The 26,021-nt window shown below is 24.3% G+C and carries 38 protein-coding genes; 24 read left to right on the forward strand and 14 right to left on the reverse strand.

The features are described 5' to 3' along the window. Nucleotides 1-80 precede the first annotated feature (80 nt). The gene (locus tag ACQH26_RS09695) at nt 81-299 is read right to left on the reverse strand and encodes a hypothetical protein (RefSeq protein ID WP_425382382.1); all 219 of its coding nucleotides are present in this window, start codon (nt 297-299) and stop codon (nt 81-83) included. Nucleotides 300-540: 241 nt separating this feature from the next. On the opposite strand from ACQH26_RS09695, the gene ACQH26_RS09700 reads away from it, so the two are divergent. The 5 genes from ACQH26_RS09700 (at nt 541) to ACQH26_RS09720 (ending at nt 3,501) form a co-directional block, all read left to right on the forward strand. Beyond that, nucleotides 541-1,086 carry an L-threonylcarbamoyladenylate synthase gene (locus ACQH26_RS09700; protein WP_338961373.1) on the forward strand — a complete coding sequence of 182 codons (546 nt, stop codon included), beginning with the start codon at nt 541-543 and terminating at the stop codon, nt 1,084-1,086. Between the two features lie 36 nt (nt 1,087-1,122). Then, nucleotides 1,123-1,731, forward strand: coding sequence for a hypothetical protein (locus ACQH26_RS09705; protein WP_425382383.1), 609 nt, complete (start codon nt 1,123-1,125; stop codon nt 1,729-1,731). Nucleotides 1,732-1,814: 83 nt separating this feature from the next. Then, complete coding sequence (locus ACQH26_RS09710) at nt 1,815-2,063, forward strand: hypothetical protein (protein WP_338974251.1); 249 nt, start codon at nt 1,815-1,817, stop codon at nt 2,061-2,063. Nucleotides 2,064-2,123: 60 nt separating this feature from the next. Next, entirely contained in the window at nt 2,124-2,822 is a 699-nt protein-coding gene (locus ACQH26_RS09715) for a hypothetical protein (protein WP_425382384.1), read from the forward strand. Between the two features lie 82 nt (nt 2,823-2,904). Beyond that, nucleotides 2,905-3,501 carry a hypothetical protein gene (locus tag ACQH26_RS09720; RefSeq protein WP_425382385.1) on the forward strand — a complete coding sequence of 199 codons (597 nt, stop codon included), beginning with the start codon at nt 2,905-2,907 and terminating at the stop codon, nt 3,499-3,501. Between the two features lie 72 nt (nt 3,502-3,573). Here the strand turns inward: ACQH26_RS09720 and ACQH26_RS09725 are convergent, their stop codons facing one another. Then, the gene (locus tag ACQH26_RS09725; protein WP_425382386.1) at nt 3,574-3,978 is read right to left on the reverse strand and encodes a hypothetical protein; all 405 of its coding nucleotides are present in this window, start codon (nt 3,976-3,978) and stop codon (nt 3,574-3,576) included. Nucleotides 3,979-4,430: 452 nt separating this feature from the next. Here ACQH26_RS09725 and upp point away from each other — a divergent pair, with 452 nt between their 5' ends. From upp to ACQH26_RS09805, 16 genes are all read left to right on the forward strand, one after another. Next, nucleotides 4,431-5,075, forward strand: a complete 645-nt coding sequence (gene upp / locus ACQH26_RS09730) for a uracil phosphoribosyltransferase (RefSeq protein WP_425382387.1) — start codon at nt 4,431-4,433, stop codon at nt 5,073-5,075. Nucleotides 5,076-5,332: 257 nt separating this feature from the next. Further along, nucleotides 5,333-5,470, forward strand: coding sequence for a hypothetical protein (locus ACQH26_RS09735; protein WP_425382388.1), 138 nt, complete (start codon nt 5,333-5,335; stop codon nt 5,468-5,470). Nucleotides 5,471-5,484: 14 nt separating this feature from the next. Next, on the forward strand, nt 5,485-6,291 hold the full coding sequence (locus tag ACQH26_RS09740) for a F0F1 ATP synthase subunit A (protein WP_425382389.1): 807 nt from the start codon (nt 5,485-5,487) through the stop codon (nt 6,289-6,291). Nucleotides 6,292-6,317: 26 nt separating this feature from the next. Beyond that, a complete protein-coding gene (gene atpE, locus ACQH26_RS09745; RefSeq protein WP_281749185.1) occupies nt 6,318-6,611 on the forward strand; it encodes an ATP synthase F0 subunit C in 294 nt (97 codons plus the stop codon). A 33-nt stretch (nt 6,612-6,644) separates the two neighbouring features. Next, a complete protein-coding gene (atpF, locus tag ACQH26_RS09750) occupies nt 6,645-7,172 on the forward strand; it encodes a F0F1 ATP synthase subunit B (protein ID WP_281749184.1) in 528 nt (175 codons plus the stop codon). A 12-nt stretch (nt 7,173-7,184) separates the two neighbouring features. Continuing rightward, nucleotides 7,185-7,727, forward strand: a complete 543-nt coding sequence (locus ACQH26_RS09755) for a F0F1 ATP synthase subunit delta (protein WP_425382390.1) — start codon at nt 7,185-7,187, stop codon at nt 7,725-7,727. 11 nt (nt 7,728-7,738) lie between these two features. After that, entirely contained in the window at nt 7,739-9,322 is a 1,584-nt protein-coding gene (atpA, locus tag ACQH26_RS09760; RefSeq protein WP_425382391.1) for a F0F1 ATP synthase subunit alpha, read from the forward strand. A 28-nt stretch (nt 9,323-9,350) separates the two neighbouring features. Beyond that, complete coding sequence (atpG, locus tag ACQH26_RS09765; RefSeq protein WP_425382392.1) at nt 9,351-10,202, forward strand: ATP synthase F1 subunit gamma; 852 nt, start codon at nt 9,351-9,353, stop codon at nt 10,200-10,202. Nucleotides 10,203-10,219: 17 nt separating this feature from the next. Then, nucleotides 10,220-11,782 (forward strand): F0F1 ATP synthase subunit beta, encoded by a 1,563-nt coding sequence (gene atpD, locus ACQH26_RS09770; RefSeq protein WP_425382393.1) that lies wholly within the window; start codon nt 10,220-10,222, stop codon nt 11,780-11,782. Nucleotides 11,783-11,796: 14 nt separating this feature from the next. Continuing rightward, a complete protein-coding gene (locus ACQH26_RS09775) occupies nt 11,797-12,114 on the forward strand; it encodes a F0F1 ATP synthase subunit epsilon (RefSeq protein ID WP_174480958.1) in 318 nt (105 codons plus the stop codon). 464 nt (nt 12,115-12,578) lie between these two features. Next, complete coding sequence (locus ACQH26_RS09780; protein WP_425381863.1) at nt 12,579-12,938, forward strand: helix-turn-helix domain-containing protein; 360 nt, start codon at nt 12,579-12,581, stop codon at nt 12,936-12,938. Nucleotides 12,939-12,978: 40 nt separating this feature from the next. Beyond that, nucleotides 12,979-13,467: an IS630 family transposase gene (locus ACQH26_RS09785; RefSeq protein WP_425382141.1), complete on the forward strand. Its 489-nt coding sequence runs from the start codon at nt 12,979-12,981 to the stop codon at nt 13,465-13,467. A 162-nt stretch (nt 13,468-13,629) separates the two neighbouring features. Further along, nucleotides 13,630-15,690 carry a PTS transporter subunit EIIC gene (locus tag ACQH26_RS09790; RefSeq protein ID WP_425382394.1) on the forward strand — a complete coding sequence of 687 codons (2,061 nt, stop codon included), beginning with the start codon at nt 13,630-13,632 and terminating at the stop codon, nt 15,688-15,690. A 103-nt stretch (nt 15,691-15,793) separates the two neighbouring features. After that, a complete protein-coding gene (locus tag ACQH26_RS09795) occupies nt 15,794-15,961 on the forward strand; it encodes a hypothetical protein (protein ID WP_425382395.1) in 168 nt (55 codons plus the stop codon). Nucleotides 15,962-16,078: 117 nt separating this feature from the next. Further along, nucleotides 16,079-16,438 (forward strand): helix-turn-helix domain-containing protein, encoded by a 360-nt coding sequence (locus tag ACQH26_RS09800; protein ID WP_425381928.1) that lies wholly within the window; start codon nt 16,079-16,081, stop codon nt 16,436-16,438. A gap of 40 nt (nt 16,439-16,478) precedes the next feature. Continuing rightward, a complete protein-coding gene (locus ACQH26_RS09805) occupies nt 16,479-17,021 on the forward strand; it encodes an IS630 family transposase (protein ID WP_425382396.1) in 543 nt (180 codons plus the stop codon). Here ACQH26_RS09805 and ACQH26_RS09810 read toward each other — a convergent pair. From ACQH26_RS09810 to ACQH26_RS09865, 12 genes are all read right to left on the reverse strand, one after another. Continuing rightward, the gene (locus ACQH26_RS09810) at nt 17,008-18,246 is read right to left on the reverse strand and encodes an IS256 family transposase (RefSeq protein WP_425383069.1); all 1,239 of its coding nucleotides are present in this window, start codon (nt 18,244-18,246) and stop codon (nt 17,008-17,010) included. The genes ACQH26_RS09805 and ACQH26_RS09810 overlap by 14 nt on opposite strands. Before the next feature lie 104 nt (nt 18,247-18,350). Further along, a complete protein-coding gene (locus ACQH26_RS09815) occupies nt 18,351-18,695 on the reverse strand; it encodes a recombinase RecT (RefSeq protein ID WP_425382397.1) in 345 nt (114 codons plus the stop codon). Between the two features lies 1 nt (nt 18,696). Further along, nucleotides 18,697-19,344, reverse strand: a complete 648-nt coding sequence (locus ACQH26_RS09820; RefSeq protein WP_425382398.1) for a PD-(D/E)XK nuclease family protein — start codon at nt 19,342-19,344, stop codon at nt 18,697-18,699. Then, nucleotides 19,319-19,495, reverse strand: a complete 177-nt coding sequence (locus tag ACQH26_RS09825) for a hypothetical protein (protein WP_425382399.1) — start codon at nt 19,493-19,495, stop codon at nt 19,319-19,321. The genes ACQH26_RS09820 and ACQH26_RS09825 overlap by 26 nt, the downstream gene beginning before the upstream one ends. Nucleotides 19,496-19,510: 15 nt before the next feature. Continuing rightward, nucleotides 19,511-19,720 carry a hypothetical protein gene (locus ACQH26_RS09830; RefSeq protein ID WP_425382400.1) on the reverse strand — a complete coding sequence of 70 codons (210 nt, stop codon included), beginning with the start codon at nt 19,718-19,720 and terminating at the stop codon, nt 19,511-19,513. Nucleotides 19,721-19,723: 3 nt separating this feature from the next. Continuing rightward, complete coding sequence (locus ACQH26_RS09835; RefSeq protein ID WP_425382401.1) at nt 19,724-19,906, reverse strand: hypothetical protein; 183 nt, start codon at nt 19,904-19,906, stop codon at nt 19,724-19,726. Next, the gene (locus ACQH26_RS09840) at nt 19,896-20,138 is read right to left on the reverse strand and encodes a hypothetical protein (protein WP_425382402.1); all 243 of its coding nucleotides are present in this window, start codon (nt 20,136-20,138) and stop codon (nt 19,896-19,898) included. Before ACQH26_RS09840 ends, ACQH26_RS09835 begins: the two co-directional genes overlap by 11 nt. A 5-nt stretch (nt 20,139-20,143) precedes the next feature. Continuing rightward, nucleotides 20,144-20,314: a hypothetical protein gene (locus ACQH26_RS09845; RefSeq protein ID WP_425382403.1), complete on the reverse strand. Its 171-nt coding sequence runs from the start codon at nt 20,312-20,314 to the stop codon at nt 20,144-20,146. Further along, nucleotides 20,307-20,459 (reverse strand): hypothetical protein, encoded by a 153-nt coding sequence (locus tag ACQH26_RS09850; protein WP_425382404.1) that lies wholly within the window; start codon nt 20,457-20,459, stop codon nt 20,307-20,309. The genes ACQH26_RS09845 and ACQH26_RS09850 overlap by 8 nt, the downstream gene beginning before the upstream one ends. A 133-nt stretch (nt 20,460-20,592) precedes the next feature. Beyond that, nucleotides 20,593-21,081, reverse strand: coding sequence for a hypothetical protein (locus ACQH26_RS09855; protein ID WP_425382405.1), 489 nt, complete (start codon nt 21,079-21,081; stop codon nt 20,593-20,595). Between the two features lie 333 nt (nt 21,082-21,414). After that, the gene (locus ACQH26_RS09860; RefSeq protein ID WP_425382099.1) at nt 21,415-21,903 is read right to left on the reverse strand and encodes an IS630 family transposase; all 489 of its coding nucleotides are present in this window, start codon (nt 21,901-21,903) and stop codon (nt 21,415-21,417) included. 40 nt (nt 21,904-21,943) lie between these two features. Beyond that, nucleotides 21,944-22,303: a helix-turn-helix domain-containing protein gene (locus ACQH26_RS09865; RefSeq protein WP_425381863.1), complete on the reverse strand. Its 360-nt coding sequence runs from the start codon at nt 22,301-22,303 to the stop codon at nt 21,944-21,946. Between the two features lie 132 nt (nt 22,304-22,435). On the opposite strand from ACQH26_RS09865, the gene ACQH26_RS09870 reads away from it, so the two are divergent. From ACQH26_RS09870 to ACQH26_RS09880, 3 genes are all read left to right on the forward strand, one after another. Then, on the forward strand, nt 22,436-22,798 hold the full coding sequence (locus ACQH26_RS09870) for a hypothetical protein (RefSeq protein WP_425382406.1): 363 nt from the start codon (nt 22,436-22,438) through the stop codon (nt 22,796-22,798). 194 nt (nt 22,799-22,992) lie between these two features. Beyond that, nucleotides 22,993-24,738 (forward strand): hypothetical protein, encoded by a 1,746-nt coding sequence (locus ACQH26_RS09875; protein ID WP_425382407.1) that lies wholly within the window; start codon nt 22,993-22,995, stop codon nt 24,736-24,738. Nucleotides 24,739-24,760: 22 nt separating this feature from the next. Next, nucleotides 24,761-26,005, forward strand: coding sequence for a replication-associated recombination protein A (locus tag ACQH26_RS09880; RefSeq protein WP_425382408.1), 1,245 nt, complete (start codon nt 24,761-24,763; stop codon nt 26,003-26,005). Nucleotides 26,006-26,021 lie beyond the last annotated feature (16 nt).

A 26,021-nucleotide genomic window follows, 5' to 3' on the forward strand; every position in this document is an offset into this window, starting at 1 on the left:
TAACTTTCATTATATTTTTGGTAAATGAGAATTAAATTTAATATAGTCTATTTCTGCATCTTTAAATTGAGCTTCTAATTTTATAATTTCTTTTTTATAGTACTATCTAATTCTTTATTGGGAAAAATCATTTTTGTAAAATCATTATTATTAAATTTTTTATCAATTGTTTTTTCAATGATATTTTGAATACAAATTGTTTCTATTATGAATGGTTTATTATCATTATCTTCAATTTTTTTTCTTATTTTTTCAATTTCTTCATTAGTATGTTGTATTCCTATTTTTCTTTTGGACATATTTTTTGATTCTCCTTCTATATTTAATTTAATAAAAATCTAATATAAATATTAATCTATATTAAATTAAGATGTTTATTAAACCATTAATTAATGATTTTCCAATCTTTAATGAGTAATTTTAAGCTTTATTTTAAATTACAAATATCATTTATAAGTTTTTTTATTCATTATTTTGAAACAACTATTATATTTAAAATAATAGGTGTATAATTTAGTTAAAATTTATAGTGGTGTTTTCATGATAACTTTACAGCAAAATCAAATTAAAGAAATTAGCCAAATCATCGCTAATGGCGAAGTGGTTGCTTTACCAACAGATACAATTTATGGTCTTGTTTGTAAATTTGATGATGACAAAGCTATTAATAAAATTTATCAAATTAAAAAACGTGATTATAGTAAAGAACTGCCAATTTTAGTTGCTAGTTGAGAGCAAGCTAAAAGCATTGGTATAATTAGCGATCAATTACAGTCATTTTTAATAAATAATTTTAGTGCTGGTAAAGTTACTGTTATAGTTTTAAAACAACCTAGTTTAAACACATCATATTGAATAAATAAAAAGACAATAGCAATTAGAGTTAGTGCTTCACATTTTATTCAAAAATTAATTAAATTAACAGGGCCTTTAGTAGCTACAAGTTGTAATTTAAGTAATGAACAACCAATTAACGATTATCATAATATAAACTTGCCTAATTTAAGGTATAGAGTAGCAGGTGAGATTTTAACAAATAAACCATCAACTATTTTTAATAGTTTTAATGATAAAATTATTAGATAATAATTAGATAACAGTATTAAAAAAGGAGATAATACTATGAATTGATGAATAATTTTAATTATTATTGCGTGCACAACAATATTGATTTTATTAATTGCACTAATTTTATTAATTAAAAAAAATAAACAAAAGAAAATATTAAAAATTACTAAAGATATAAATACTTTATATAAATACTTAAAATTAAAAAAAATAAATACTAAAGAATTACCAGTCTCAATAGAAAAAATTAAAGAAGATATTTATTATAGTGACAAAGTCATTTTGGGAAAGTATGAAGATCTTAATAAGATTTCTGACCAAAATATTTTGTTAAAAACTGAATATAGTGCTACCAAAAAATTATTTTTACGTTATAAAATTAAAGACGTTAATCTTATCAAATTATCAGATTTTATACCTTTAAATCAAATAGACTTGTTAATTTCACAAAATAATCTTTATTTTATTGATTCTTTTGAACTACAAATAATACCATTAGTTGATGTTAAAAGTATTACATTTTTTTGAGAAAAAAATAATTATATAAAAAATAAACAAAAATATATTGGTATTGAAATTAATTTTCAAAATAAACGTTTATTTTTTCTTTTTAATAAATATGAAGAAGCAATTAGTTTTGCTGTTCATGTTATTAGTTTATAACAATTATTATTTAATAATTAAAAATTTTGCTTTTTTTGTGAAAATGATATAATTATACAAAATATATTATTAGGAGCAAAATTATGTCAAAAAAACACTTTAAATTTAATACTTGAAAGTTTATTCAATTTACTGGCTTTTTTTTAATTACTTTAGGAATTATTTTTTCTTTTTCTTCTTTTAAAGTTAGCCTATTGTTATATTTTGGTTTAGTATCAGTATTAATAGGTTCTATTAATATTTTAATTTACTATATTTTTATTGGAACAAATAGTTATAAAAAATATTCAAGAAAACAAAATAATAATAAGTTAATAATCAAAAATAATTAAGAAATATAAAGTTAAAACTAAGAAGATTAGTTTTTTCGAGAGAATAATAGGTGAAAAACTATGAGAAAAATATTAAAAGTATTTAAAGCGATGTTTTTAACGAGCATTATTTCTTTACCGCTTATTGCATGTGATAAGGTAAATGATGCAAATCAAAAATATGTTGATATTAGTAATATTAATATGAAAGTTACTAATGCTCCTATTGAATTAAATAAAGATATTTATAATACAGCTTTAATTAAATTTAAAACTAAAGTACAAACTGAAATTAGTAAATTAGTTCCAGAAGGAAAAAAACCAGAAAATGGTACTGATTATAAAATAACAATTGTTAATCATAATGATATGTATGCTAAAATTGATAAATTTGAATCACTTGCTGTTAATGTATCTGCTTCAAATAATAGTAATATTTTAAAAGGTAGTTTTAATGCTCGTGTAAAATTAGTACCAAAGGCTAAAGACATTAGTAATATTAATATTGATAGGCAAGAAGAAAAAATTAAAATTAATACCACTACTTTTGGTAAAGCAATTGCTTTACGTTGTTTATCATTAATTGAAAGTAAAATTAACGCTATTGTTCCAACAGTAAAACAAGATAGTGACTATGTTGTTAATGTAGAAGGTCATACTTTATCAGAATCTATTAAAACATTTGATGATGTTCATATTAATGTTAGTGCTATTGAAGATGATTATCATTTTTTATTACATGGTAGTTTTAGTTTTGTCTTAGCCTTTGTTAAAGATTAATTTATATTATTTTGGGTAATAAAAAAGAAAACTTAATTTTCATTATTATCATAAAAATAAAGTAGTATAGTATGGGGTAAGCATGTCAGAAGTAGAAAAATTATTAACAATGAATTATGAAAATGTTTGTAATTTTTTAAAAAATAAATATGGATGTATTTCAAAAAAATATTTTTCAGATGCAACAATGTCTAAGAAATCACAAGGAATAACAAGGGGAAAAGAAGGTTTATATATTCATCATATTGATGAAGATAAAGCAATTTTGTTATCTACTCCCAAATGAGCTCAAAAGTCACTATTTGCCTATCAATATGCTGATCGATTAGTTTATTGTAATTTATTAGAACATTTGGTTTTGCATATTAAAATTTTTGAATATCCTCATCCAAATAAACATAATTTTATGGAAGTTGGTGTTGGTGGAATTTATGCTTTTATTGTTCCTGAATTAAATGATATTTATAGTGGTATTCAATATAAACAACCATGAAAACAGAAGGTTACTGAACTTGTTTTACCATTAAAAGAAGATTATTTTAAATGTATTAAAAAATTAGTAGAACTTGGGTTTTCTTATCCTTTGCTTACTTCTTTTAATCATCAATTTGGTACATGAAATAATAGAAATAATAATAAGTTATATGAAGAAATGAAAAAAATGGGTGTTAAACAGTAACTTTTTTTATTGTTATTTAATCATAAATAAAAAATGTTAGTAAATTACCAACATTTATTTTTATTAAGTTTATTAAAAAGTTAATTGACAATGATTTTGATTAATTATTGGTAATTGTTCACTATTAATACTTGTTATATCGTTATTTCTTAATAATGGAGTTCTTTCAGATATTTGTTGTTCGTTATTACTTTCAACATTAATATCAGAAATATCTGTTGGAAAACATTTATCAGAAATCTTTGAAATGGAAGTGCCAATTCCATACCCTAGTTTAGAACCTAAAAACGTTCCAATAAAAGTTGAACCTGCTATAGTAAACATTATTCCAAAGAGTGCCATTCCTACTTCTGGATCACGGAAAGCGTCCTTATTTTTTGAAATTAAATCATAATAAAAATAACTTATACCACTTAATGCTGTACTACCACCTAATATTCTGCCTGTATATGTAAAGTATTTTTGAATTTTTTTCATTTTTTCTCCTTTCAAAATAAAAAAAACTATTTATTTTAATTTTAAAATAAATAGTTTAAAAACTTGTATGAAGTTTTATATTTTAATTTTAACATAAGATTTTTTTTGATAAAAATAAGACAAAAATTACTATTAATAGTTTATTTCAAATATATAATTTTCTATATCAATAAAAGAAATTTATTAAATTTATATTTTATATTATATTTTTTTAAAATAAAAACAAAGTTATTAAAATAAAATTTATAAATTATATTTTTATTTAGTTAATTTTGAACTATAAAGAATGTTATTAACAATTAAAAAAATAATTTTTGAATAAATCTTTTATCTTTTTTCGTTATTTTTATTGTTATTTTATTGATTTATAAATTAAAAGGCGTAAAATTTCATATTAGTATATATTTTAAATTATTGAAAATATACGCATTAAAGATAAAGGAGTGTTTTTAGTGGAAAGTAGTAAAAATCTGTTTATTGTTAATCATCCTTTAATACAAGATAAATTAACAAGAATTAGAAATCACTTAACCCAAAAAAAAGATTTCAAAGAGAATTTAAGCGAAATTGCAACGTTAATGGCTTATGAAGTATTTAAAGATATTCCTCTTGATGAAATTGAAGTTGAAACACCCATTACTAAAGTTATTGGTAAAACATTAACCAAGACAATCATTCTTTCTCCGATTTTAAGAGCAGGATTAGGGATGACAAATGGATTTGAGTATGTAGTACCTAATGCAATTATTAGTCATGTTGGTCTTTATCGTGATGAAGAAACTTTAAAACCACAAAAATATTTTTTTAAATATCCCAAAAATATTAAAAATATAAGTGATGCATTAGTATTTATCTTAGATCCAATGCTTGCTACTGGTGGTACTGCTGATGCTGCTATTAAAGAATTAAAAAAAGTAGGTTTTAAAAACATTACTTTAGTTTCCATTGTAGGAGCACCAGTAGCTATTAAGAAAATTAATCATAATTATCCTGATGTTAAGATTTTTTTAGCAGCGTTGGATAAAGAATTAAATGATGATGGTTATATTGTACCTGGATTGGGTGATGCTGGTGATCGAATTTTTGGAACTAAATAAATATTTTAATGGAAAAAATTAGAAATAACCTTTTTCTTTCAATACTTTTTACAATGTTATGCTATTGATTATTAATTAATGTAGGATTAATTATAACTGTTATAATTAATACAAACCATTGGTTATTAATTGCTGGATTTAATATTGGTTTTGTAGGAAGTATGATTGGGTTATGCTTTTTATATTTATCGTCAAAATGATTAACCAGCGGAATACATTTAAAACAAACCTTAGCATATTTTGGATTCTTATTAAGAATGTTAATTTATGGTTCAATTATAGTTTTGAATATTTTCTTTAATTTTGCTAATATTTTTACTATAATTGCCGGAATGTCAATATTAATGGTTGCTACTATTACTGCAACATTATGTGTATATAAAAAAATAACTTAAAAGAAGGAATTTAAATGGAAACTTTAGCTGGATTGGAAAGTTGAAACTATTTACAAATTATGCCACAATTGGTAACAATTTTGATAACAACAGTCTTTATCAGTGTTATTAGTTATATTTATTATTATAAAGTAAAACGAATGAAGCCTGATGAAGATTCAAGAGGTATTGTTTTAGTTGTTGAATTAATAATTAAATCAGTTGAAAAAATTGTTGTTGATGTTCTTGGTGTAAAGTATAAAAACCTGACAGTTTATTTGTTATATGTAATGGGTTATATTTTAATTGGTAATTGATTATCGATTATTGGTCTTGAACCACAGTCATCAATGTATACGGTTACTTTATCAATGGCATTAGTTACTTTTATTGGAATATATTATATTGCTATTAAATTTCAGAAACTTTTATTTTTTAAAAAATTTATTATTAACCCTCTAGAATTAATTACTCAATTTGCACCTTTGATTTCTTTATCTTTTCGTTTGTTTGGTAATATTTTAGGTGGAAGTATTATTTTGGCAATGCTTTATGCGGTAACTGCTAATATTTGAAGTAATATCCCAATTATTGGTCAGATGAATTTATTAATTGGTGTAATTGGACCATTTTTACATATTTATTTTGATTTATTTGCTGGAAGTATCCAAGCCTTAATTTTTGGCACCTTAACTCTTGTTTATTGGAAGTTACAAATGGAAGAAGGGAGTTCTCATAAGGGAGAACTTACTATTAAATTACCAAAAAAACTTCGTAAACAACAAGCAATAAATCACGAAGAAGAAATTTATACCGAACGTTCAATTATGGAAAAAAAATAAAACACAAAAAGGAGAATTTATTTATTATGGAATTATTAACAACAGTAATGACACATGTCTTTCATTTTTTTAATCATTTAGCAGCTGATCCTAATGGATTGATGAATTTAAAGTTTGTTGGAGCTGGAATTTCAACTATTTCTTGTGCAGGAAGTGGAATTGGTCAAGGGTTTGCTGCTGGTAAAGCTGTTGAAGCGGTTGCTCGTAATCCTGAAGTAGAATCTAAAATTAGAACACAATTTGTTATTGGTGCAGCCATTGCCGAATCGGGTGCTATTTATGGATTAGTTGTTTCTCTAATTTTAATATTTGTAGCATAAGGTATTAAAAAATATTAAAAAGTAGGTGATTTTATGAATTTTAATTTCAATGATTTAGTATCAGGTGATGATATTGTTAATCAATTATTTCCCAATCTTCCTGTTTTTATTGCTCATATTTTTGCAACATTAATTTTATTAATGGTACTTTGAAGATGAGTTTATGCTCCGTTTCGTAAGGCTTTACATTCGCGACATTTAGTAATTAAAGAAAAACTTGATGATGCTGCTTGCAAGCAATCATTAGCTAATCAAGATCGTGGTGAAGCTAGTCAAATATTAAAAGCTGCTAAAATTGAAGCTCAGGAAATTATTGCTAATGCACAAAATGATGGTTACAATAAGCGTAAACAAATTATTGATAAAGCGCAAGAAGAGAGTATGCGTATTACTAATCAATCAAATCGTGATTTAGTTCGTGCTCGTAAAGAGGCAGAAGCAAAGATTAACGAAGAAATCAAAGTAGTAGCATTAGAAGCAGCTAAAAAAATTATTGGTGCTGAAATGAATGCTAAAAAACATGAACAATTAATTACTGATTTTATTAAGAATTTGGAATAGTGGTGAAGTTAAATGATAGATGAAGGATTAGCTAATCAATGAAGTAATGGTCTTTTTCAATTAGCAAGAGAAATAAAAAAAATTACTCAATTTGCTGAAGAAAGCAATAAATTAATTGATATTTTTACTACTTATCCAGAATTTATTGATATTACTAGTAGTAGTAATTTAACTATTGAAACACGTAAACAAATTATTAGTGAAACTTTTAAAAATCATATTGAACCATATATGTTAAATTTTTTCTTTTTGTTGATTGATGAACATCATTTCCAGTGTGTTCGTTTCATTTTAAAAGAATTTCGCAAATTATGTAATGAATATCAAGATGTAAACTATTGCATTATTTATTCAGTAATAGAACTTTCAAACCAACAAATAAATCAAATAAAATTGAAAATTGAGAAAGTCATTAAACATAAGATTAAAGTCGTTAACAAGATTGATAAATCATTAATTGCTGGTATTAAAGTTAAAGTACGGAATCAAGTTTTTGATGGTTCAGTTAAAGGTCAAATTGATCAATTAAAACAAGAATTATTAAGTCATGAATAGAGGTAAAACAAATGTCCTTAAACGTTAATCAAATTTCAGAAATTATAAAAAGCCAAATTAAAAATTATGGTAAAAAAATTAGTGCTAATGAAGAAGGCATTGTTGTTACTGTCGGTGATGGAATTGCGCTAATTCATGGTTTAGATAAGGCTGTTAATGGTGAATTAGTATTTTTTCCTAAAAGTAATATTTATGGTATGGTTTTGAGTTTAGAAGAAACTGCTGTTGGTGTTACTTTAATGGGGGATGACACGGGTATCAAAGAAGGAGATATTGTTAGTAGAACAGGTAATGTTGTTGAAACACCAGTTGGTAATATGCTTTTAGGAAGAGTTGTTAATGCACTAGGGCAAAAGATTGATGGTAAAGGTCCAATTAAAACTACGAAAACTAGACCGATTGAAAGAATAGCGCTGGGTGTGATGACTAGAAAATCTGTATCAGAACCTTTAGCAACAGGATTATTATCAATTGATGCAATGATTCCGATTGGCAAAGGTCAAAGAGAGTTAATAATTGGTGATCGTCAAACTGGAAAAACAACGATTGCTATTGATACTATTATTAATCAAAAGGGTAAAAATGTTTTTTGTGTTTATGTTGCTATTGGTCAAAAGGCTTCAACTGTTGCTCAAATTGTTGATAAATTAACACAATTAGGGGCAATGGAGTATACAACTATTGTTGCTGCTACTGCTAGTGAAGTTGCTCCTTTGCAATATATTGCTCCTTATACAGGAGTAACTATTGCTGAAGAATGAATGGAAGAAGGTAAAGATGTCTTAATTGTTTATGATGATTTGAGTAAACATGCAGTGGCTTATCGTGCTATTTCTTTATTATTAAGACGACCACCAGGAAGGGAAGCTTATCCAGGAGATGTTTTTTATCTTCATTCACGTTTATTAGAACGTGCAGCTAAATTAAATGAAAAACATGGTGGTGGGAGTATTACTGCCTTACCTATTATTGAAACACAAGCCAGTGATATTTCTGCATATATTCCTACTAATGTTATTTCAATTACTGATGGTCAAATTTTTTTAATGTCAGAATTATTTAATGCTGGAATTCGTCCAGCAGTTGATGTGGGTTTATCAGTTTCACGGGTAGGTTCATCAGCACAAATTAAAGCAATAAAACAAGCGGGTGGAACATTAAAATTAGAATTAGCACAATTTCGTGAATTACAAGCTTTTTCACAATTTGGTTCTGATTTAGATGAAAATACTAGAGCTGTTATTGAACATGGTAAACGTGCCATTGAAATTTTAAAACAAAAACAAAATGAACCATTAAATCAAATTGATCAAGCAATTATTTTATTAGCAATTAAAAATAAGGCAATTAAATGATTACCAGTAGAAATGATGGATTCTTTTAAAAAGGAAGTAATAACTTATTTTCAAAAACAACAACGAAAAAGTTATTTAAAATTACAGCAAGATCAAGCGTTTAGTGAAGAGTTACAAGTGAGCATTAGTCAAGGCATTATGCAGGTTGTTTATAATTTGACCAATAAGCTAAATGACTATAATCCTAAAATATATGGTAGTCTTGAAGAATGGGAAACATTAATTAAAACATTCAAATAATGTATTTAGGAAGGTAAGGTGAAATATCATGGCTCAAAGCATGGAACAAATTAGACAAAAAATTAAATCTGTTAATACTAGTTATAAAATTACTAAAGCAATGCAACTAGTATCAACAGCTAAATTAAAAAAAGTAGGTAAAAGAATTGAGATGATTAAACCTTATTATTCTGAAGTTTATGATACATTCAATCAACTAATACCTAAATTAAGTAATTCAATTTATTTAAAAACAAAAGATCAAGTTATTAATAAAACAATATGAGTCGTTTTTAATTCTAATTTAGGATTATGTGGTGGTTTTAATAATAATTTAAATAAATTAGTATTAGAACAATATAAACCACAAGATGAAATAGTTGTTATTGGTAGTAAAGGAGTTTCATATTTTACTAATCATCATTGTAAAATTATGCAATCTTATACTGAAATTAACATTCAATCATCATATAATGATTCGCAAGAGATATCTTTGTTGTTACTTTCTAAGTTTAATAATAAAGAAACTGATGCTATTAAAATTGCATATACAAAATATGTAAATACGGTAACAACAATTCCAACAATTATTGATTTATTGCCAATTGTTTCTATTAAAACTAATCAAGAAAGTAATTTAATTCAAACCGATTTTGAACCAGACGCTAATACTGTTATTAATAGTGCTATTCCTTTATATTTTGGTGCCATTGTTTATGGTGCATTAGTAGAATCACAAGTGTCAGAGCAAGCATTACGAAGATTAGCAATGGAAAATGCTTCAAATAATGCCAAAGAAATGAAAGATAAATTATTAGTAAGTTATAATCGTGCCCGTCAAGGTGCTATTACCCAAGAAATTTCAGAAATTATTGGTGGCGCTGATGCCCAATCATCATAATAAAGGAGTAAACTAAAATGAAAAATGCAACTAGTAAAAAACCTATAACAATTAAAGAAAAAAAAGTTAGTGATAAAAATTCTTTAAAAAAAGATAATACTAAAGTTATTGCTAAAGTAAAAGCAAAAGTCACTAAAAAAGTAGTTAATAGCAAAGAAAGTGTTAAAACTAGTAAACAATTACCAACTAAACGAAATATTGGAAAAATTGTTCAAATTTCAGGTCCAGTTATTGATATTCGTTTTAATGATAATAGTTTACCTAATTTAAATAATGCTATTAGTATTGATAATAATGGTCAAAAATTAATTGTTGAAGTTGCAAAACATATTGGTGATGATAGTGTTCGTTGTATTTCAATGGGTCCAACTGAAGGATTACTACGTGGTCTTGAAGCAGTTGATTTAGGAATACCAATTAGTGTTCCTGTTGGTGAAGAAGTTTTGGGTAGACTTTTTAATGTATTGGGTGAAGTCATTGATGATGGTAAAGAACTTAAAACTAAATTAAAATATCCTATTCATCGTACACCTCCTAGTTTTGATGAATTACAATCAAAATCAGAAATTTTAGAAACAGGAATTAAAGTTATTGATTTATTAGCACCTTATGCTAAAGGTGGAAAAATTGGTTTATTCGGTGGAGCTGGAGTTGGTAAAACAGTTTTAATTCAAGAATTAATTAATAACATAGCTAAAGAACATGGTGGTATTTCTGTCTTTTCAGGAGTTGGCGAAAGAACACGTGAGGGTAATGATTTATATTATGAAATGCAAGAGTCAGGTGTTATTAGTAAAACCGCTTTAGTGTTTGGTCAAATGTCAGAACCACCAGGTGCTAGAATGCGTGTTGCATTAACTGGTTTAACAATTGCTGAATACTTTCGTGATGAAAAACAGCAAGATGTATTATTATTTATTGATAATATATTTCGTTTTACACAAGCTGGTAGTGAAGTATCAGCCTTATTAGGAAGAATGCCTTCAGCAGTAGGATACCAACCAACATTATCGACAGAAATGGGTGCTTTACAGGAACGTATTGTATCAACAACACGTGGTTCTATTACATCTGTACAAGCAGTATATGTACCAGCCGATGATCTAACTGATCCAGCTCCTGCAACAACATTTACTCACTTGGATGCTAAAATTGTTTTAGATCGTAATATTGCTGCTTTAGGGCTTTATCCTGCTGTTCATCCTTTACAATCTTCATCAAGAATGTTAGATCCTGCTATTGTTGGTCAGGAGCATTATGATGTTGCACAAAGAGTTATTGAAACAATTCAACGTTTTTCTGAATTAGAACCAATCATTGGTATTTTAGGAATGGATGAGTTGAGTGAAGAAGATAAAAAAATAGTAGCTAGAGCAAGAAGAATTCGTAATTTTTGTTCACAACCATTTCATGTTGCTGAAAAATTTTCGGGTTTAAACGGTATTTATATTCCTATTAGTCAAACTATTAATAGTTTTAAACAAATTTTAGATGGTGAATGTGATGATTTACCAGAGCAAGCATTTTTATATGTAGGAACTATTGAACAAGCAATTGAAAAGGCAAAGAAATTGAGATAATTGAAGGTGATAGTATGGCATTAAATCTTAAAATTATTACTCCTGATGGTATTTTTTTCGATGGAGAAGTACAGTGAGTTAATGTTAAAACAACTGAAGGCTATGTTGGTATTCTTGAATGGCATACACCTTTGATTGCTAATATTCAAATATCAAAAATGTCATTTAAAATTAAAGAAAAAATTCGTAATTTAACGATTTCTGGTGGACTTTTGGTAACTGATTTACATATGGTTCGTATTATTAGTGATAAAGTTGAATATACATCAATTTTAAAAGAGCAAGAAACAAAGGTATTTGATGAACGTATTAAAAGGGTTAGTGGAGGTTAATAAATATGCATGATTCACATTTAATAAAATGAATAATTGAAATAAGTATTTATCTTTTTAGTTTTATTGCTAGCGGATTTGCTGTAAAAGCAATTCCTTTTAATAAATTTCTTGATCATAAAAGAGTAAAAGAATCATGAATTTTATATATGTTAACAACTTTAGTTTTTACTTATTGTATTGGTACGTTAATTATTAAATTTATTGGTTTAGATATTTGGTTTAATTTAAATTAATACTTAAAATTAAAAAAATAAAAATAGTAAATATTTTAAAACATTTACTATTTTTTTAATTACAATATACTATTAAAATTTATAGTAGTTATTAATAATATCTATATATAGCTAACTAAAGTAATGTTTACTCATAAATAATGTAAAATAATAATATGTAATTTAAACAGTTTTTGAATTTAAAAGTACAATTCAGCAATAATTAAAATAGATTAGGAAGATTAAATTATGCCAAAACCATACAGTGAAGACTTACGAAGAAAAGTAATAGAAGCTTATGAAAGTAAAAATATGAAAATTAAAGAAATTTGTAAAGTGTTCAATATCACTAGAAAGACTTTATTTTTATGAAGAAAAAGAAAAAAAGAAACTGGGCATATAAAACCAATTTTGAATTATCAAAAAGGACATAGCCACAAAATAAAGGATTTAGATGAATTAAAAAATTATTTAGCAGAAAATAAAGATGTTACAGTTCAAAAAGTAATTGATAAATTTGGAAATATGACTAAAGAAACAGTTTATAACTATTTTAAAAAACTAAATTATACATATAAAAAAAACTTTTCTATATGAACAAAGAGATAAAAATAAACAAGAAGATTTTTTAAAAGAAATAGCTAAAATAATGAATGAAGATTTAGTATATATTGATGAATCTGGAATTGATGATAATGAATTTTATAAATATGGTTGATCTGAAAAAGGTAAAAGATTATTTGATAATAAACCCGCATATAAAATAAAGAGAATGAGTATAATTGGTTCACTAAATAAAGGTAAATTAAAAGCCTTATGAGCATTTGAAGGACATTGCAATAGTAAAATTTTTGAATCATATGTTAAAAATAAACTAATTCCAGTATTAAAGCGTGGACAAATTATAGTTTTAGATAATGCAACGTTTCATAAATCTAAATTAACACAACAATTAATTGAAAATGCTGGATGCAAACTATTATTTCTTCCGCCATATTCTCCTAATTTAAATCCAATTGAACATTTTTGATTTGCTATAAAACATAATATAAGAAAAATATTACCAAATTATTGACCAAATATTAAAAAAGCGATTGATTTTGTTTTTGAAGATATGAGTAAACATTACTTTAGTTAGCTATAGATTATAAAATTTCTCCGAAATTACTATTATAGTAGTAAAAAAATCGTTTTTATTTATTTTATTGTTGTTTTTACTATTATATATATATATAATATTTTTATCTGTATAGAATAAAATTCTCATCTGTATAGAACAATATAGAATGGAGGTGAGAAAATGAGTAATTTTTTTCATAGTAAACAAATATCTCCTGAGGATAAGAAAAATCCTAGTTTTACTTTTAAAGGAACTTTCAATAAATTAGGTGGCAAAATGTTTGGTAAAATGCAAAACTTATCAAGAGCCATTGTTTTACCAATAGCTACATTACCAATAGCTGGTTTATTGTTAGGAATTGGTGGTGGAGTTGCTAGTGCTTTAAAGCAATTACCTAATCATGATAGTCTTGTTGCTATTATTAATATTTTTTCAATTATGCAATCAGCCGGAAACGTTGTTTTTGCTAATTTAGGATTGATTTTTGCTATTTCTATTGCTTTTGGTTTTGCAAAAGCTAGTAAAGGTGTAGCTGCTCTTTCTGGATTTATTACTTTTATTGTTATGACTTCAGTTATTAGTGGCATGTTTTTTTGAAATCCTAAAACAGGAATGTTGGGGTTTGATCCATGAGGTTTAGGTGAAGGTGCAAAGATTACTCCAAAAAGTGGTAAATCTTCTGGTTTATTTTCTTTTGTCTTAGGATTATTTCCTACGTTTGATACTTCAGTTTTAGGTGGCATTCTTGTTGGTTGATTAGTATCAATTGTTCATAATCATTCATACAATATTCGTATGCCAAGAGTATTAGCTTTTTTTGGTGGTGAACGTTTTGTGCCAATTTTAGCTGTTTTTGTTGGAATAGGAATGGGATTAGCTTTTTTCTTTATTTGACCAATGTTATTAATTGCTTTTAGAGAAATTGGTAATGGCTTAGCAGCTGGTATGAATACAAGTCAACTTACTGATGGACAGTTAACTGGTGATAATTTTCATCCGACAGTTGGTGGAGCATTTATTGCAATGTTTTTTGGAATTACTGAGCGTTTATTAATACCAACAGGATTGCATCATGTTCAATATGCGCCTTTCTGATATACTGGAATTGGTGGAAATTGAATTAATGAATCTGGTGATCATTTTGTTGGAGCGTACAATATTTTCTTTGGACAATTTGCTTCTAATGCAGTAGGACACATGAATCAAACACCGGGAACAATGTTTATGAGTGGACGATTTGCATATATGCAATATGGCTATCCATTTGCAGCACTTGCTATGTGAATGTTAGCACGACCAGAAAATAAAAAAATGGTTGGTGGTATTTTAGGATCTGCTGCTCTAACTTCTTTCTTAACAGGAGTTACAGAACCATTATTGTTTTCATTCTTATTTGTAGCACCATTATGTTTTGTTTTCCATGCATTTATGGCAGGAATTAGTTTTATGATGGCGTATTTATTAAATATAGTTGTTGGTCAAGGTTTTGCTGCTGGATTTATTGACTTTTCTTTCTTTGGAATATTACCAAGTATTCTTGGTAAAGAAACAGGATTCTATTGAGTATTTGTTACTGGATTAATTATGGCACCTGCTTATTTCTTTGGGTTCTATTACATTATTAAGTGAAGAAATTACAAAACTTTAGGTCGTGAAGAAGGAGAATTAGCAACCAACTTAGCTTTACAAAGTGTTGAAAGTTCTTTAGATAAGTCTTCAAAAAAAGGTAGAACAAAAGTAGAAAATTTATTACTTGGACTTGGTGGAGCATTAAATATCATTGATGTTAACGCTAAAGATAAAGTATTAGTTGCAACTTTAAAAGATGCAAATATTTATTCAAAAACTTTATTAAGGTTAAGTGGAACTAAAAATATTAAAGTAATTGCCAATAAAGTTGAAATTACCTATCTTGATGGTGCAGAGTCTATTCATAAAACTTTACAAGCAGAAATGACAAAGAAACAAACATTAACACCTGATACTAATAAAGATAAAAATAATGATATGTTAGAAAATATTTTTAAAGGTCTTGGTGGACGAAGTAATGTTAAATTATTAGACAATTGTGCTACAAGATTGCGTGTTACAGTTTTTGATGAAACTAAAGTTGATGATAATATTTTAAAATCAACTGGTGCGGTTGGTATCTTTAAAAAAGGTACAGCTATTCAGGTAATTTATGGGCCACAAGTAGGTAATATTAAAAATGATTTATTAAAAACTTGAACTCCAAAATAAACTATTACTAAAATATAAAAATGAGCAACTTTTTGAGTTGTTCATTTTTTTAGTTTTAGTTACGGATAATGTTAAAATTATAATATAGGATGGAGGGAAAACTATGTTTTTTGATGATGATGAAGAAAAGTTAGAAGAAGCTAGGTATGAAGAAATACAAACAAATATACAAAATTTAACATTAACAATTGATGTTAATATTGTTGTTAAAGATTTATTTAAATATATTAAATTAAAATGTACACAAAAAATTAGAATTATGGATATATAGCTAACTAAAGTAATATTTACTCATAAATAATGTAAAATAATAATATGTAATTTAAACAGTTTTTGAATTTAAAAGTACAATTCAGCAATAATTAAAATAGATTAGGAAGATTAAATTATGCCAAAACCATACAGTGAAGACTTACGAAGAAAAGTAATAGAAGCTTATGAAAGTAAAAATATGAAAATTAAAGAAATTTGTAAAGTGTTCAATATCACTAGAAAGACTTTATTTTTATGAAAAAAAAGAAAAAAAGAAACTGGGCATATAAAACCAATTTTGAATTATCAAAAAGGACATAGCCACAAAATAAAGGATTTAGATGAATTAAAAAATTATTTAGCAGAAAATAAAGATGTTACAGTTCAAAAAGTAATTGATAAATTTGGAAATATGACTAAAGAAACAGTTTATAACTATTTTAAAAAACTAAATTATACATATAAAAAAAACTTTTCTATATGAACAAAGAGATAAAAATAAACAAGAAGATTTTTTAAAAGAAATAGCTAAAATAATGAATGAAAATTTAGTATATATTGATGAATCTGGAATTGATGATAATGAATTTTATAAATATGGTTGATCTGAAAAAGGTAAAAGATTATTTGATAATAAACCCGCATATAAAATAAAGAGAATGAGTATAATTGGTTCACTAAATAAAGGTAAATTAAAAGCCTTATGAGCATTTGAAGGACATTGCAATAGTAAAATTTTTGAATCATATGTTAAAAATAAACTAATTCCAGTATTAAAGCGTGGACAAATTATAGTTTTAGATAATGCAACGTTTCATAAATCTAAATTAACACAACAATTAATTGAAAATGCTGGATGCAAACTATTATTTCTTCCGCCATATTCTCCTAATTTAAATCCAATTGAACATTTTTGATTTGCTATAAAACATAATATAAGAAAAATATTACTAAATTATTGACCAAATATTAAAAAAGCGATTGATTTTGTTTTTCAAGATATGAGTAAACATTACTTTAGTTGAGGCTTTTATGTAATCTGTGTATCTTTGTTTTACAAAGTTACTAGTTCAGATTAATTCTATCTTCAAATTTTATCATAAAATGAGCAATTGCTGTATTTCAATTTTGAATGGGCATTGTTCATTTTTTTGTTATATTTTCAATTGCTAAGTAAAATATTTTGAAAACTGCCATATCATTAGGAAAAACTTTTTTATTTCTGATAACTTTTCGTAATTGACTATTAACAGATTCAATAGCATTTGTAGTATAAATCACTCTTTTAATTTCTGGTGGATAACTAATAAAAACCATTAAATTATCTCAATTTTTATATCAAGATTTAGTAATTTGCGGATATTGTTTATTTCATTTACTTTCAAATGATTCTAAAGCTTGCATTGCTTGTTCTTCACTACATGCACTATAAATTGGTTTTAAATCTGCAACTAAGGTTTTTCGATGTTTGTATGAAACATATTTTAAACTATTTCTAATTTGATGAACTATGCATAATTGATGTTCAGTTTTAGGATAAACTGCTTGTATTGCTTCTGACATGCCTGTTAAATTATCACTACAAGCAATCAAAATATCATTTAAGCCTCGATTTTTCATTTCTGTAAAATTAGCTAGTCAAAATTTAGAACCTTCATTTTCACTAATTCATAAACCTAAAACATCTTTTTTGCCTTCTAAATCCACTCCTAATGCTATATAAACTGATTTGTTAATAATGCGTTTATCTTGCCGTACTTTAACTACTATACAATCAAAATAAACAATAGAATAAATACTTTCTAATGGTCGATTTTGCCACGCCTTGACATCATCTATCACATCATCAGTAATTTGACTAATAACACTTTCACTAATATCTGCACCATGATATAACTCTTGCAACTGCATTCTAATATCTGATAAAGTCATTCCTTTGGCATATAGTGAAAGAACTTGTTGATCAAAGCCATCAAATCTTCTCTGTCTTTTTGCAACTATTACAGGAGTAAAATCACTATTACGATCTCTTGGTACATTAATTTCAATTTTACCTTGTTGAGTTATTAATTTTTTTGAACTTATACCATTACGAGCATTTTCACTATTACTATGTTGATTTTTTTCATACCCTAAATAATTTTGCATTTCAGAATTTAACATCTTTTCTACTAATCTTTTTGTTAATTCTTTATATAATCCTCCTTCTTTAAATACTGTTGTTAAATCTTCAGTATTTTCTAGTAATAAATCTACTGCTTTTGATATTGGATCATTATTATTAATACTTTGTTTTTTAGCCATCTGTAACTCACTCTTTCTAGTCATTTAATTATATTTACTAGAATTAATTAAACATAGTTATTTTTGTAAGTTACACAGATTACTAAACATTACCCTTTAGTTAGCTATACATTAATTTCTTTATATTGTTGACTACGCAATGCTAATTGAATATAACCTTTATATCCCATTTGAAATTGAGCATTATTTACTTTTGTATTACTATCTAAATAAGGTACAATATAACAATAACCAAAATTCTTTTCTAATGGTAAATTCAATAATACTGCTTGATAACAACTATTAATAATAGTATCTGGATATGCTTTATCTAAACCATATTGATTTGAAATTGCTAATACATTACTTTTAAATTTTTGTATTTCTAAATTATTAATAATACCTTTTTGTCTAATAAATTTTTCTACATTACCATTATTAATATTTTTAACTAATAATTCATTTGCCATTTTATTTTAATTCCTTTCATGTTCAAATTGCTTTTTCTCATTCAATTAATAATTCATTTGTTATTTCTACTTTTATTAATTCAATTTCATTTTCTTTAACTCAACATATAAAATGAGTATTTGATAATTCATAATTATTATTTTTTAATAATCAATAATATGCTATTATTTGTAATTTTGATTTTTCTAATAGTTCTTTTGAAAAAACTTTATAAGTTTTAAAATCTATTATTATATTTAAATTATTTTCTTTATAAATTAAATCTGGTGTTCCAGCAACAATATCATAATTAAATATTTTTTCACTAATATATTCATTATTATTAATAAATTTATTTGGTAAATAATCTAATAATGTATAACAATAATTTAAATAATTTTTTGGAAATAAATCTTTAATATAATTTTTAATTTGATTAGTTATATTTTTAATCTTTATATTTTTAAAATATAATTCTGCTACCTTATGAACACTATTACCACGAATTCTTGCATTATTTATATTAAAACAATATTTACATTTACAATATGAATTACCTAAATAATAATCAAGTATTTTACTGACTGAGATTAATTCTTTATTTTGAATAAAATATTGATGTGTTTCTTTTTTAAAAATTAAATTATTTTTTTGATTGTTTAATTGCATTTTTAATTAAATCCCTTACAAAATCATTCATAGTTATATTTCTTTCATAACAATATGTTTTTAATTCATAATGGTCATTTTTAGTAAGACGAATTTTTAAATTTTTAATTAATAATTTATCTTCATGTTTTTTAAATGCTGCTGCTACCATATTTTTTCATCTCCTTTAACCTTTAATAATTTTTTTATAATCAATAATTGCTTGTTCTAATTTGTTTACATCTTCATATTTAAAATAATCATTCCTAATGTTTAACTCATAATCATCGTCAATTTTAACGTCTAAACTACTTTCATATTTGTCATTAAATTCTTCTTGTAATTCTTCAAATTTATCTATTAATTTTCTTGCATTTTCTAATTCTAATCTATTCATTATTTACACTCCTTTAAAATTTTCTAATTGTAATTCATTAATATAATGTTCTTCTAAACAATCTCAATTATCACTTGTTAAATACATATCTTCTTCAATCATGTCATTAATACATTTATTACAATAATATGTATTTTCTATTTCACTAAATCAAATATATTTTTGATTATGTATATTACATTTCATTTTTTAATTCCAATTTATCTTTAATTATTTGACTTTTTCTAATTATTTCTTGTTCTAATAAATAAATATATTCTGACATTCTATTTATTATTAAACTTATATAGTGTAATTCTTCGTCAATTTTATTAAATGCAATAGTTCCAATTTTAATTTTTAAGTTTTCTAATACATTTTCCATCTCTTTTTTCATTACTATATCGCTCATTTGTTTTTGATTTTGATTAAAATTCATTTTATTTATTCTCCTTTTTGTAAAATATCTTTTATTATTTCTAATTCAGTCATTCTAATTTCATTTACTTTAATAAAATTTTGTAATTTTTCAATTTCTTCTTTATATTCTTTAATATTTTCTTTATGTTGATTAATTCTGTCATTAATATATTCTAATGGTGTATTTTTAATCATTATTATCACTCATTAATTTATAAAAACATTTATTACAAGTTCTATTTGCAAATGATGAATTTTTATTACATATATCACATGAACCAAATATTTTTTCTTCTTCATATTTTAAATATATTCTTTTATCTTCTTTTAAATTCAACATAATTAATTCTCTCTTTCTATAATTTTTAATATTTCTTGTATTTCAATATATTTTTTATTTTTAAGTAATTTTTCATTACATATTTTTTTAATTAATTCTATTTTTTCAACATTTAATAACATATTAATTTCCTTTAATGCTTTAAATAAAATATTTTTTCATTATGAGTATTTATATCTTTCATTGGTGTAACAATATAATTTATTGCTAAATCATTATCATTATATGGATTATTTATTTTAAAACTTTTCATATCTTGTTCTCATGTAATGTTATATTTAAAACATTCTTGATTTTTATCATTTTTAAAAATATAATAACCATTATATTGTTCATAAAATTCACAAGATATTAATTCATTTTCAGTAGTAGTAATATCTGAAATATTTTTAATATATTTTAAAATGTCACTACCTTTAATACTTTCAATATTTTCTGTAATTGATTTTTTACCTAATTTATAATTAAAATCTTCAATTATTTTTAATGTTATTTTTTTATTATTTTGATTAATAGTAGTATCTTTAATTGGAAATCATGTTTCATATTCACCAATTTCTAATAACATACCTTTAGTTGTTTCTCTAACCTTATTTTTAATATCTAAATTAACATTAATCATTATGAATCCTTTCTACTTCTACGTATAAGCCTTTTATCACTGTAGGTGATAAAAGGCTTATATACTACTAACTAAATACTTCTACTTACTATACGTAAGGCTTATGCTACTGTAAGTAGCATAAGCCTTGGAGGGTAGGGGTTCTAGGGGAAGGGAACCAAAATTTCTGAAATTTTTAAAGAGCATGAAAAAAATTACTATTGGTTAATTCCAGCACAATAGCCTACATAATTTTTTATTTAGTTATGGAATAATTAATTACTTTAATAAAGTGCTGGTTTAATAAAATAATTAATTATAATTGTTTAACAATTAAAAATGAGAGTTTTATAGCTAACTAAAGTAATATTTACTCATATCTTGAAAAACAAAATCAATCGCTTTTTTAATATTTGGTCAATAATTTGGTAATATTTTTCTTATATTATGTTTTATAGCAAATCAAAAATGTTCAATTGGATTTAAATTAGGAGAATATGGCGGAAGAAATAATAGTTTGCATCCAGCATTTTCAATTAATTGTTGTGTTAATTTAGATTTATGAAACGTTGCATTATCTAAAACTATAATTTGTCCACGCTTTAATACTGGAATTAGTTTATTTTTAACATATGATTCAAAAATTTTACTATTGCAATGTCCTTCAAATGCTCATAAGGCTTTTAATTTACCTTTATTTAGTGAACCAATTATACTCATTCTCTTTATTTTATATGCGGGTTTATTATCAAATAATCTTTTACCTTTTTCAGATCAACCATATTTATAAAATTCATTATCATCAATTCCAGATTCATCAATATATACTAAATCTTCATTCATTATTTTAGCTATTTCTTTTAAAAAATCTTCTTGTTTATTTTTATCTCTTTGTTCATATAGAAAAGTTTTTTTTATATGTATAATTTAGTTTTTTAAAATAGTTATAAACTGTTTCTTTAGTCATATTTCCAAATTTATCAATTACTTTTTGAACTGTAACATCTTTATTTTCTGCTAAATAATTTTTTAATTCATCTAAATCCTTTATTTTGTGGCTATGTCCTTTTTGATAATTCAAAATTGGTTTTATATGCCCAGTTTCTTTTTTTCTTTTTCTTCATAAAAATAAAGTCTTTCTAGTGATATTGAACACTTTACAAATTTCTTTAATTTTCATATTTTTACTTTCATAAGCTTCTATTACTTTTCTTCGTAAGTCTTCACTGTATGGTTTTGGCATAATTTAATCTTCCTAATCTATTTTAATTATTGCTGAATTGTACTTTTAAATTCAAAAACTGTTTAAATTACATATTATTATTTTACATTATTTATGAGTAAATATTACTTTAGTTAGCTATATCTCTCATTTATGTTTTTATTAAATCGTATCCAAGTTTGCAATGCGCCCAATTTTTTATATTATGAAGTAAAATGAGGAGTATTTACTTATGTTAAAAGTTTTTTAAATAATAATCATAAAATTATTAATTGTGCCTTAAAATATAATGATTGTTTATATCAAAAAAATGATTGTGAATATACTTCATTTTTGGAAGAAGTTATTAGTATTACAAATTTTACTACTAATGAAAATGAAGTTTTAAGATTAAAGCGAAGAGGATATAATGTTCATCAAATTATGAAAAAATTAAATTTAAGTTATAAGCAAGTTGATAATGCTTGGACACGAGTAAAGTTAAAATTAAAAAATAGTTACAAAAAATATATTTAATAAAAATTACTATGATAGAATTAAGATAACAATAAAATTTATATTTTAATTTTATTTTTTTAATTTTAAAAATTAATTTATAAGTTTTATTGTTATATTTATTATTTATATAATTTAGTTGTTGCTTTGTAGTGATTTTTTAATCATTATAAAGTTTTTTTGTGTTTTATTATCGATTTTTGGTGGAGGAAATAATGTATAAAATTGGCATTAATCAAAATGAAAAATCAAATTATAAGCAAAAACCTAATGTTAAGCAAGAAAAAAAACATTGGTTTAAAATTTTTTCTTTGTTATTTGTTGTTGTTGTTTTAATTATTACTACTATGATTTTAATAATTGCAAATAATCAATGAAATAGTGCCATAAATACTAATAATTCCAACAACTGAAATCCTAATCAAGATAAAACTTGAGAAGATTATTATAAGAATAATTGTCCAACAAATAAAAAATATAATTTGATAGATTACAAAGATAAATTAAACAATATTAGTTTAATATCTACTGATAAAAAACTAAAAAATTTTTATCTTAGTGATTTATTAAAAAAGATTGATAATGTGTTACAAACAAATAAAATAGATATTCCTAATAATTTTTTTGTACATTTACCAGTAAATCCAGCTATTAATATTAAAATTAATGATGAAAATGCACTTAAAAATAATTTTTCAATAAAAATACCATCTTATAAAGAAAAAATAAAACAGTTTAAAATTAAAATGAGTGTTAATCAATTTGGTAGTAATTATGGTTTGTTTCCTTGTGACTTAAATTTCAATTTTAGTGTTGAAAATGATGTTATTCCAGAAAAATTTAATATTTTTGATTTAGACAATAGAATTACAATTCCATCACAAACAATAGTAATGTCAGATGCTACAAAAGGAACTAAAAATGAAATAGAATCTCAAATCAATAAAATTATTGAAGAGAAATTTTTAGAAGAAATTAATAAAGAAAAATCATTATCAGATAAAGTAACAAAAAGTGATTTTGTTATTAATTATGATTCAATAAAAAATTTTGATAATTATATGATAAAAAAGAAAATAACAGTTGTTATTTGTGCTAAAAATAGTAGTGAAATTATTAAAGGTCAATTAAATATTAATTTTAATGTTCAAGGTAGTTGAACAAAAAAATCATTATCTGTTATTAAAACACTATTGGAAAATGATGAAAGCATAAATACTGAACAAATAGATGTTATTGATGATACTAATGTTAGCAAAGTGGATATTGATAATCATATTGCTTTCCTTGTTAGTAAAAAAATAAATGAGTTTGGTAAGCAAAAATGACATCAAGATTTTAATGATCAAGATTATATTATTACTAGTAATGCGATTACTGGAAATTATCAAAAATCAAAATCTATAATAGTAACAATTGTTGGTAAAAATCAATTGCAAGATACTATCGATTTTTCAATAAATATTCAATGTCAAAATAAAGAACCAAATGAAAAAAGTTTTAAAAATAACAATTTTAATGTTAAAGATTTAAATTCTATTGAATTATATCCAAATGTTCTTCCTAGTGGTGTAATATATCCAATTACTTTTAAAGATAATTCTATTTCACTTATTTCACTATTATTTCAAGAAGCTATTAATGATATGAATAATTTTTCTCCTACTAATGACATTAATTTAGAAATGAATATAGGAATTAATATTGATGGCGATAACTATCAAATTCATTTTCAAAAGACAATTAATTTTGATATCATAAAAAAGATAAATAATATTGAACTTGTTAGTGTTTCTGAACAAAATGATAAATATCAGCATTTAAAAAACATTGGTATCATTATTAAATATGATGATGATAAAGAATATAAAATGCTTCAATCCTTGGACGTTAATATTAAAAATAATAATTTAACCTTTATTAATTTTAGTTCTATTGTTAAAATAACTTCACGACGTTAAATTAAAAACAAAGGTGATGAGTATGGATAAGCCGCTAGCAACAATATTAAGACCAACTACCGTTAATGATATAATTGGTCAAAGTCATTTAATAAATGATAAAAATGGAATTATTAATCGAATATTAAATCAGAAGTTTTTAACATCATTAATATTTTATGGTAATCCAGGAACAGGCAAAACCACTATTGCTCAAGCACTAGCTAATGATTTAAAATGTGAATTTGGAGTATTTAATGCTGCCATTGATAAAAAAGAAAATTTAGAAAAATTAATTAAAATAGCACAAAATACTAAACCTTATATAATTATAATTGAAGAAATACAACGCATGAATCGTGATCGTCAAGATTTATTATTACAATATTTAGAACATGGCAATTTTATTTTAATGGCTTGTACTACTGAAAATCCTTATTTTGTAATTAATCCAGCTTTACGAAGTAGATGTCTATTATTAGAATTAAAGCCAATTAGTAATGAAGAAATGTTATTAGGCTTAAAAAAAATAATTACTAATAATTCATTTTTTAATTTTAATATTAGTGATGAAATTTTAGAAAAAATCTGTAATTTAGCAACCGGTGATTTACGAATAGCAATTAATATTTTAGAAATATTAATAAAATTATATCCTAATGAAATTATAACTATTGATATTATTAATGCTATTATGCCTAAAGCAAGTAATTGAAATGCTAAAGAGGGAAATGAACATCATGATTTAAAATCAGCATTACAAAAATCAATTAGAGGCAGTGATGTTAATGCTGCTTTGCATTATTTAGCAAGGTTATTAGCAACTGGTGATTATGAAGCTTTATTAAGAAGAATGTTGATTATTGTTTACGAAGATATTGGACTTGCTAATCCCGCTTTAGCAATTAGGGTAAAAACTGCTATTGATACTTTTCGTCAAATTGGTATGCCTGAAGGTATAATTCCGCTTGGTTTAGTAGTTATTGAAATGGCACTTAGTGAGAAATCAAATAGTGCTAATTTGGCAGTACAAAAAGGATATAGTGATGTTTTACAAGGAAAAATATATCCAATTCCTGATTATTTGAAGCATAATTGATCTAAAACATTAAAAAAATCAGTAGGTAAAGGTAAATTATATAAATTTCCACATGATTATGCTAACGATTATGTACAACAACAGTATTTACCAACAAAGTTAAAAGATACGAAATATTATCAACCAAAACTCCATAACATTTATGAAAAAAAATTAAATGAAATTTATAATAGATTTACTAAAAAATAAAATTCTGAGGTGCAAA

This window comes from Spiroplasma endosymbiont of Melieria omissa (assembly GCF_964031175.1).
Taxonomy (GTDB): domain Bacteria; phylum Bacillota_I; class Bacilli_A; order Mycoplasmatales; family VBWQ01; genus Spiroplasma_E; species Spiroplasma_E ixodetis_A.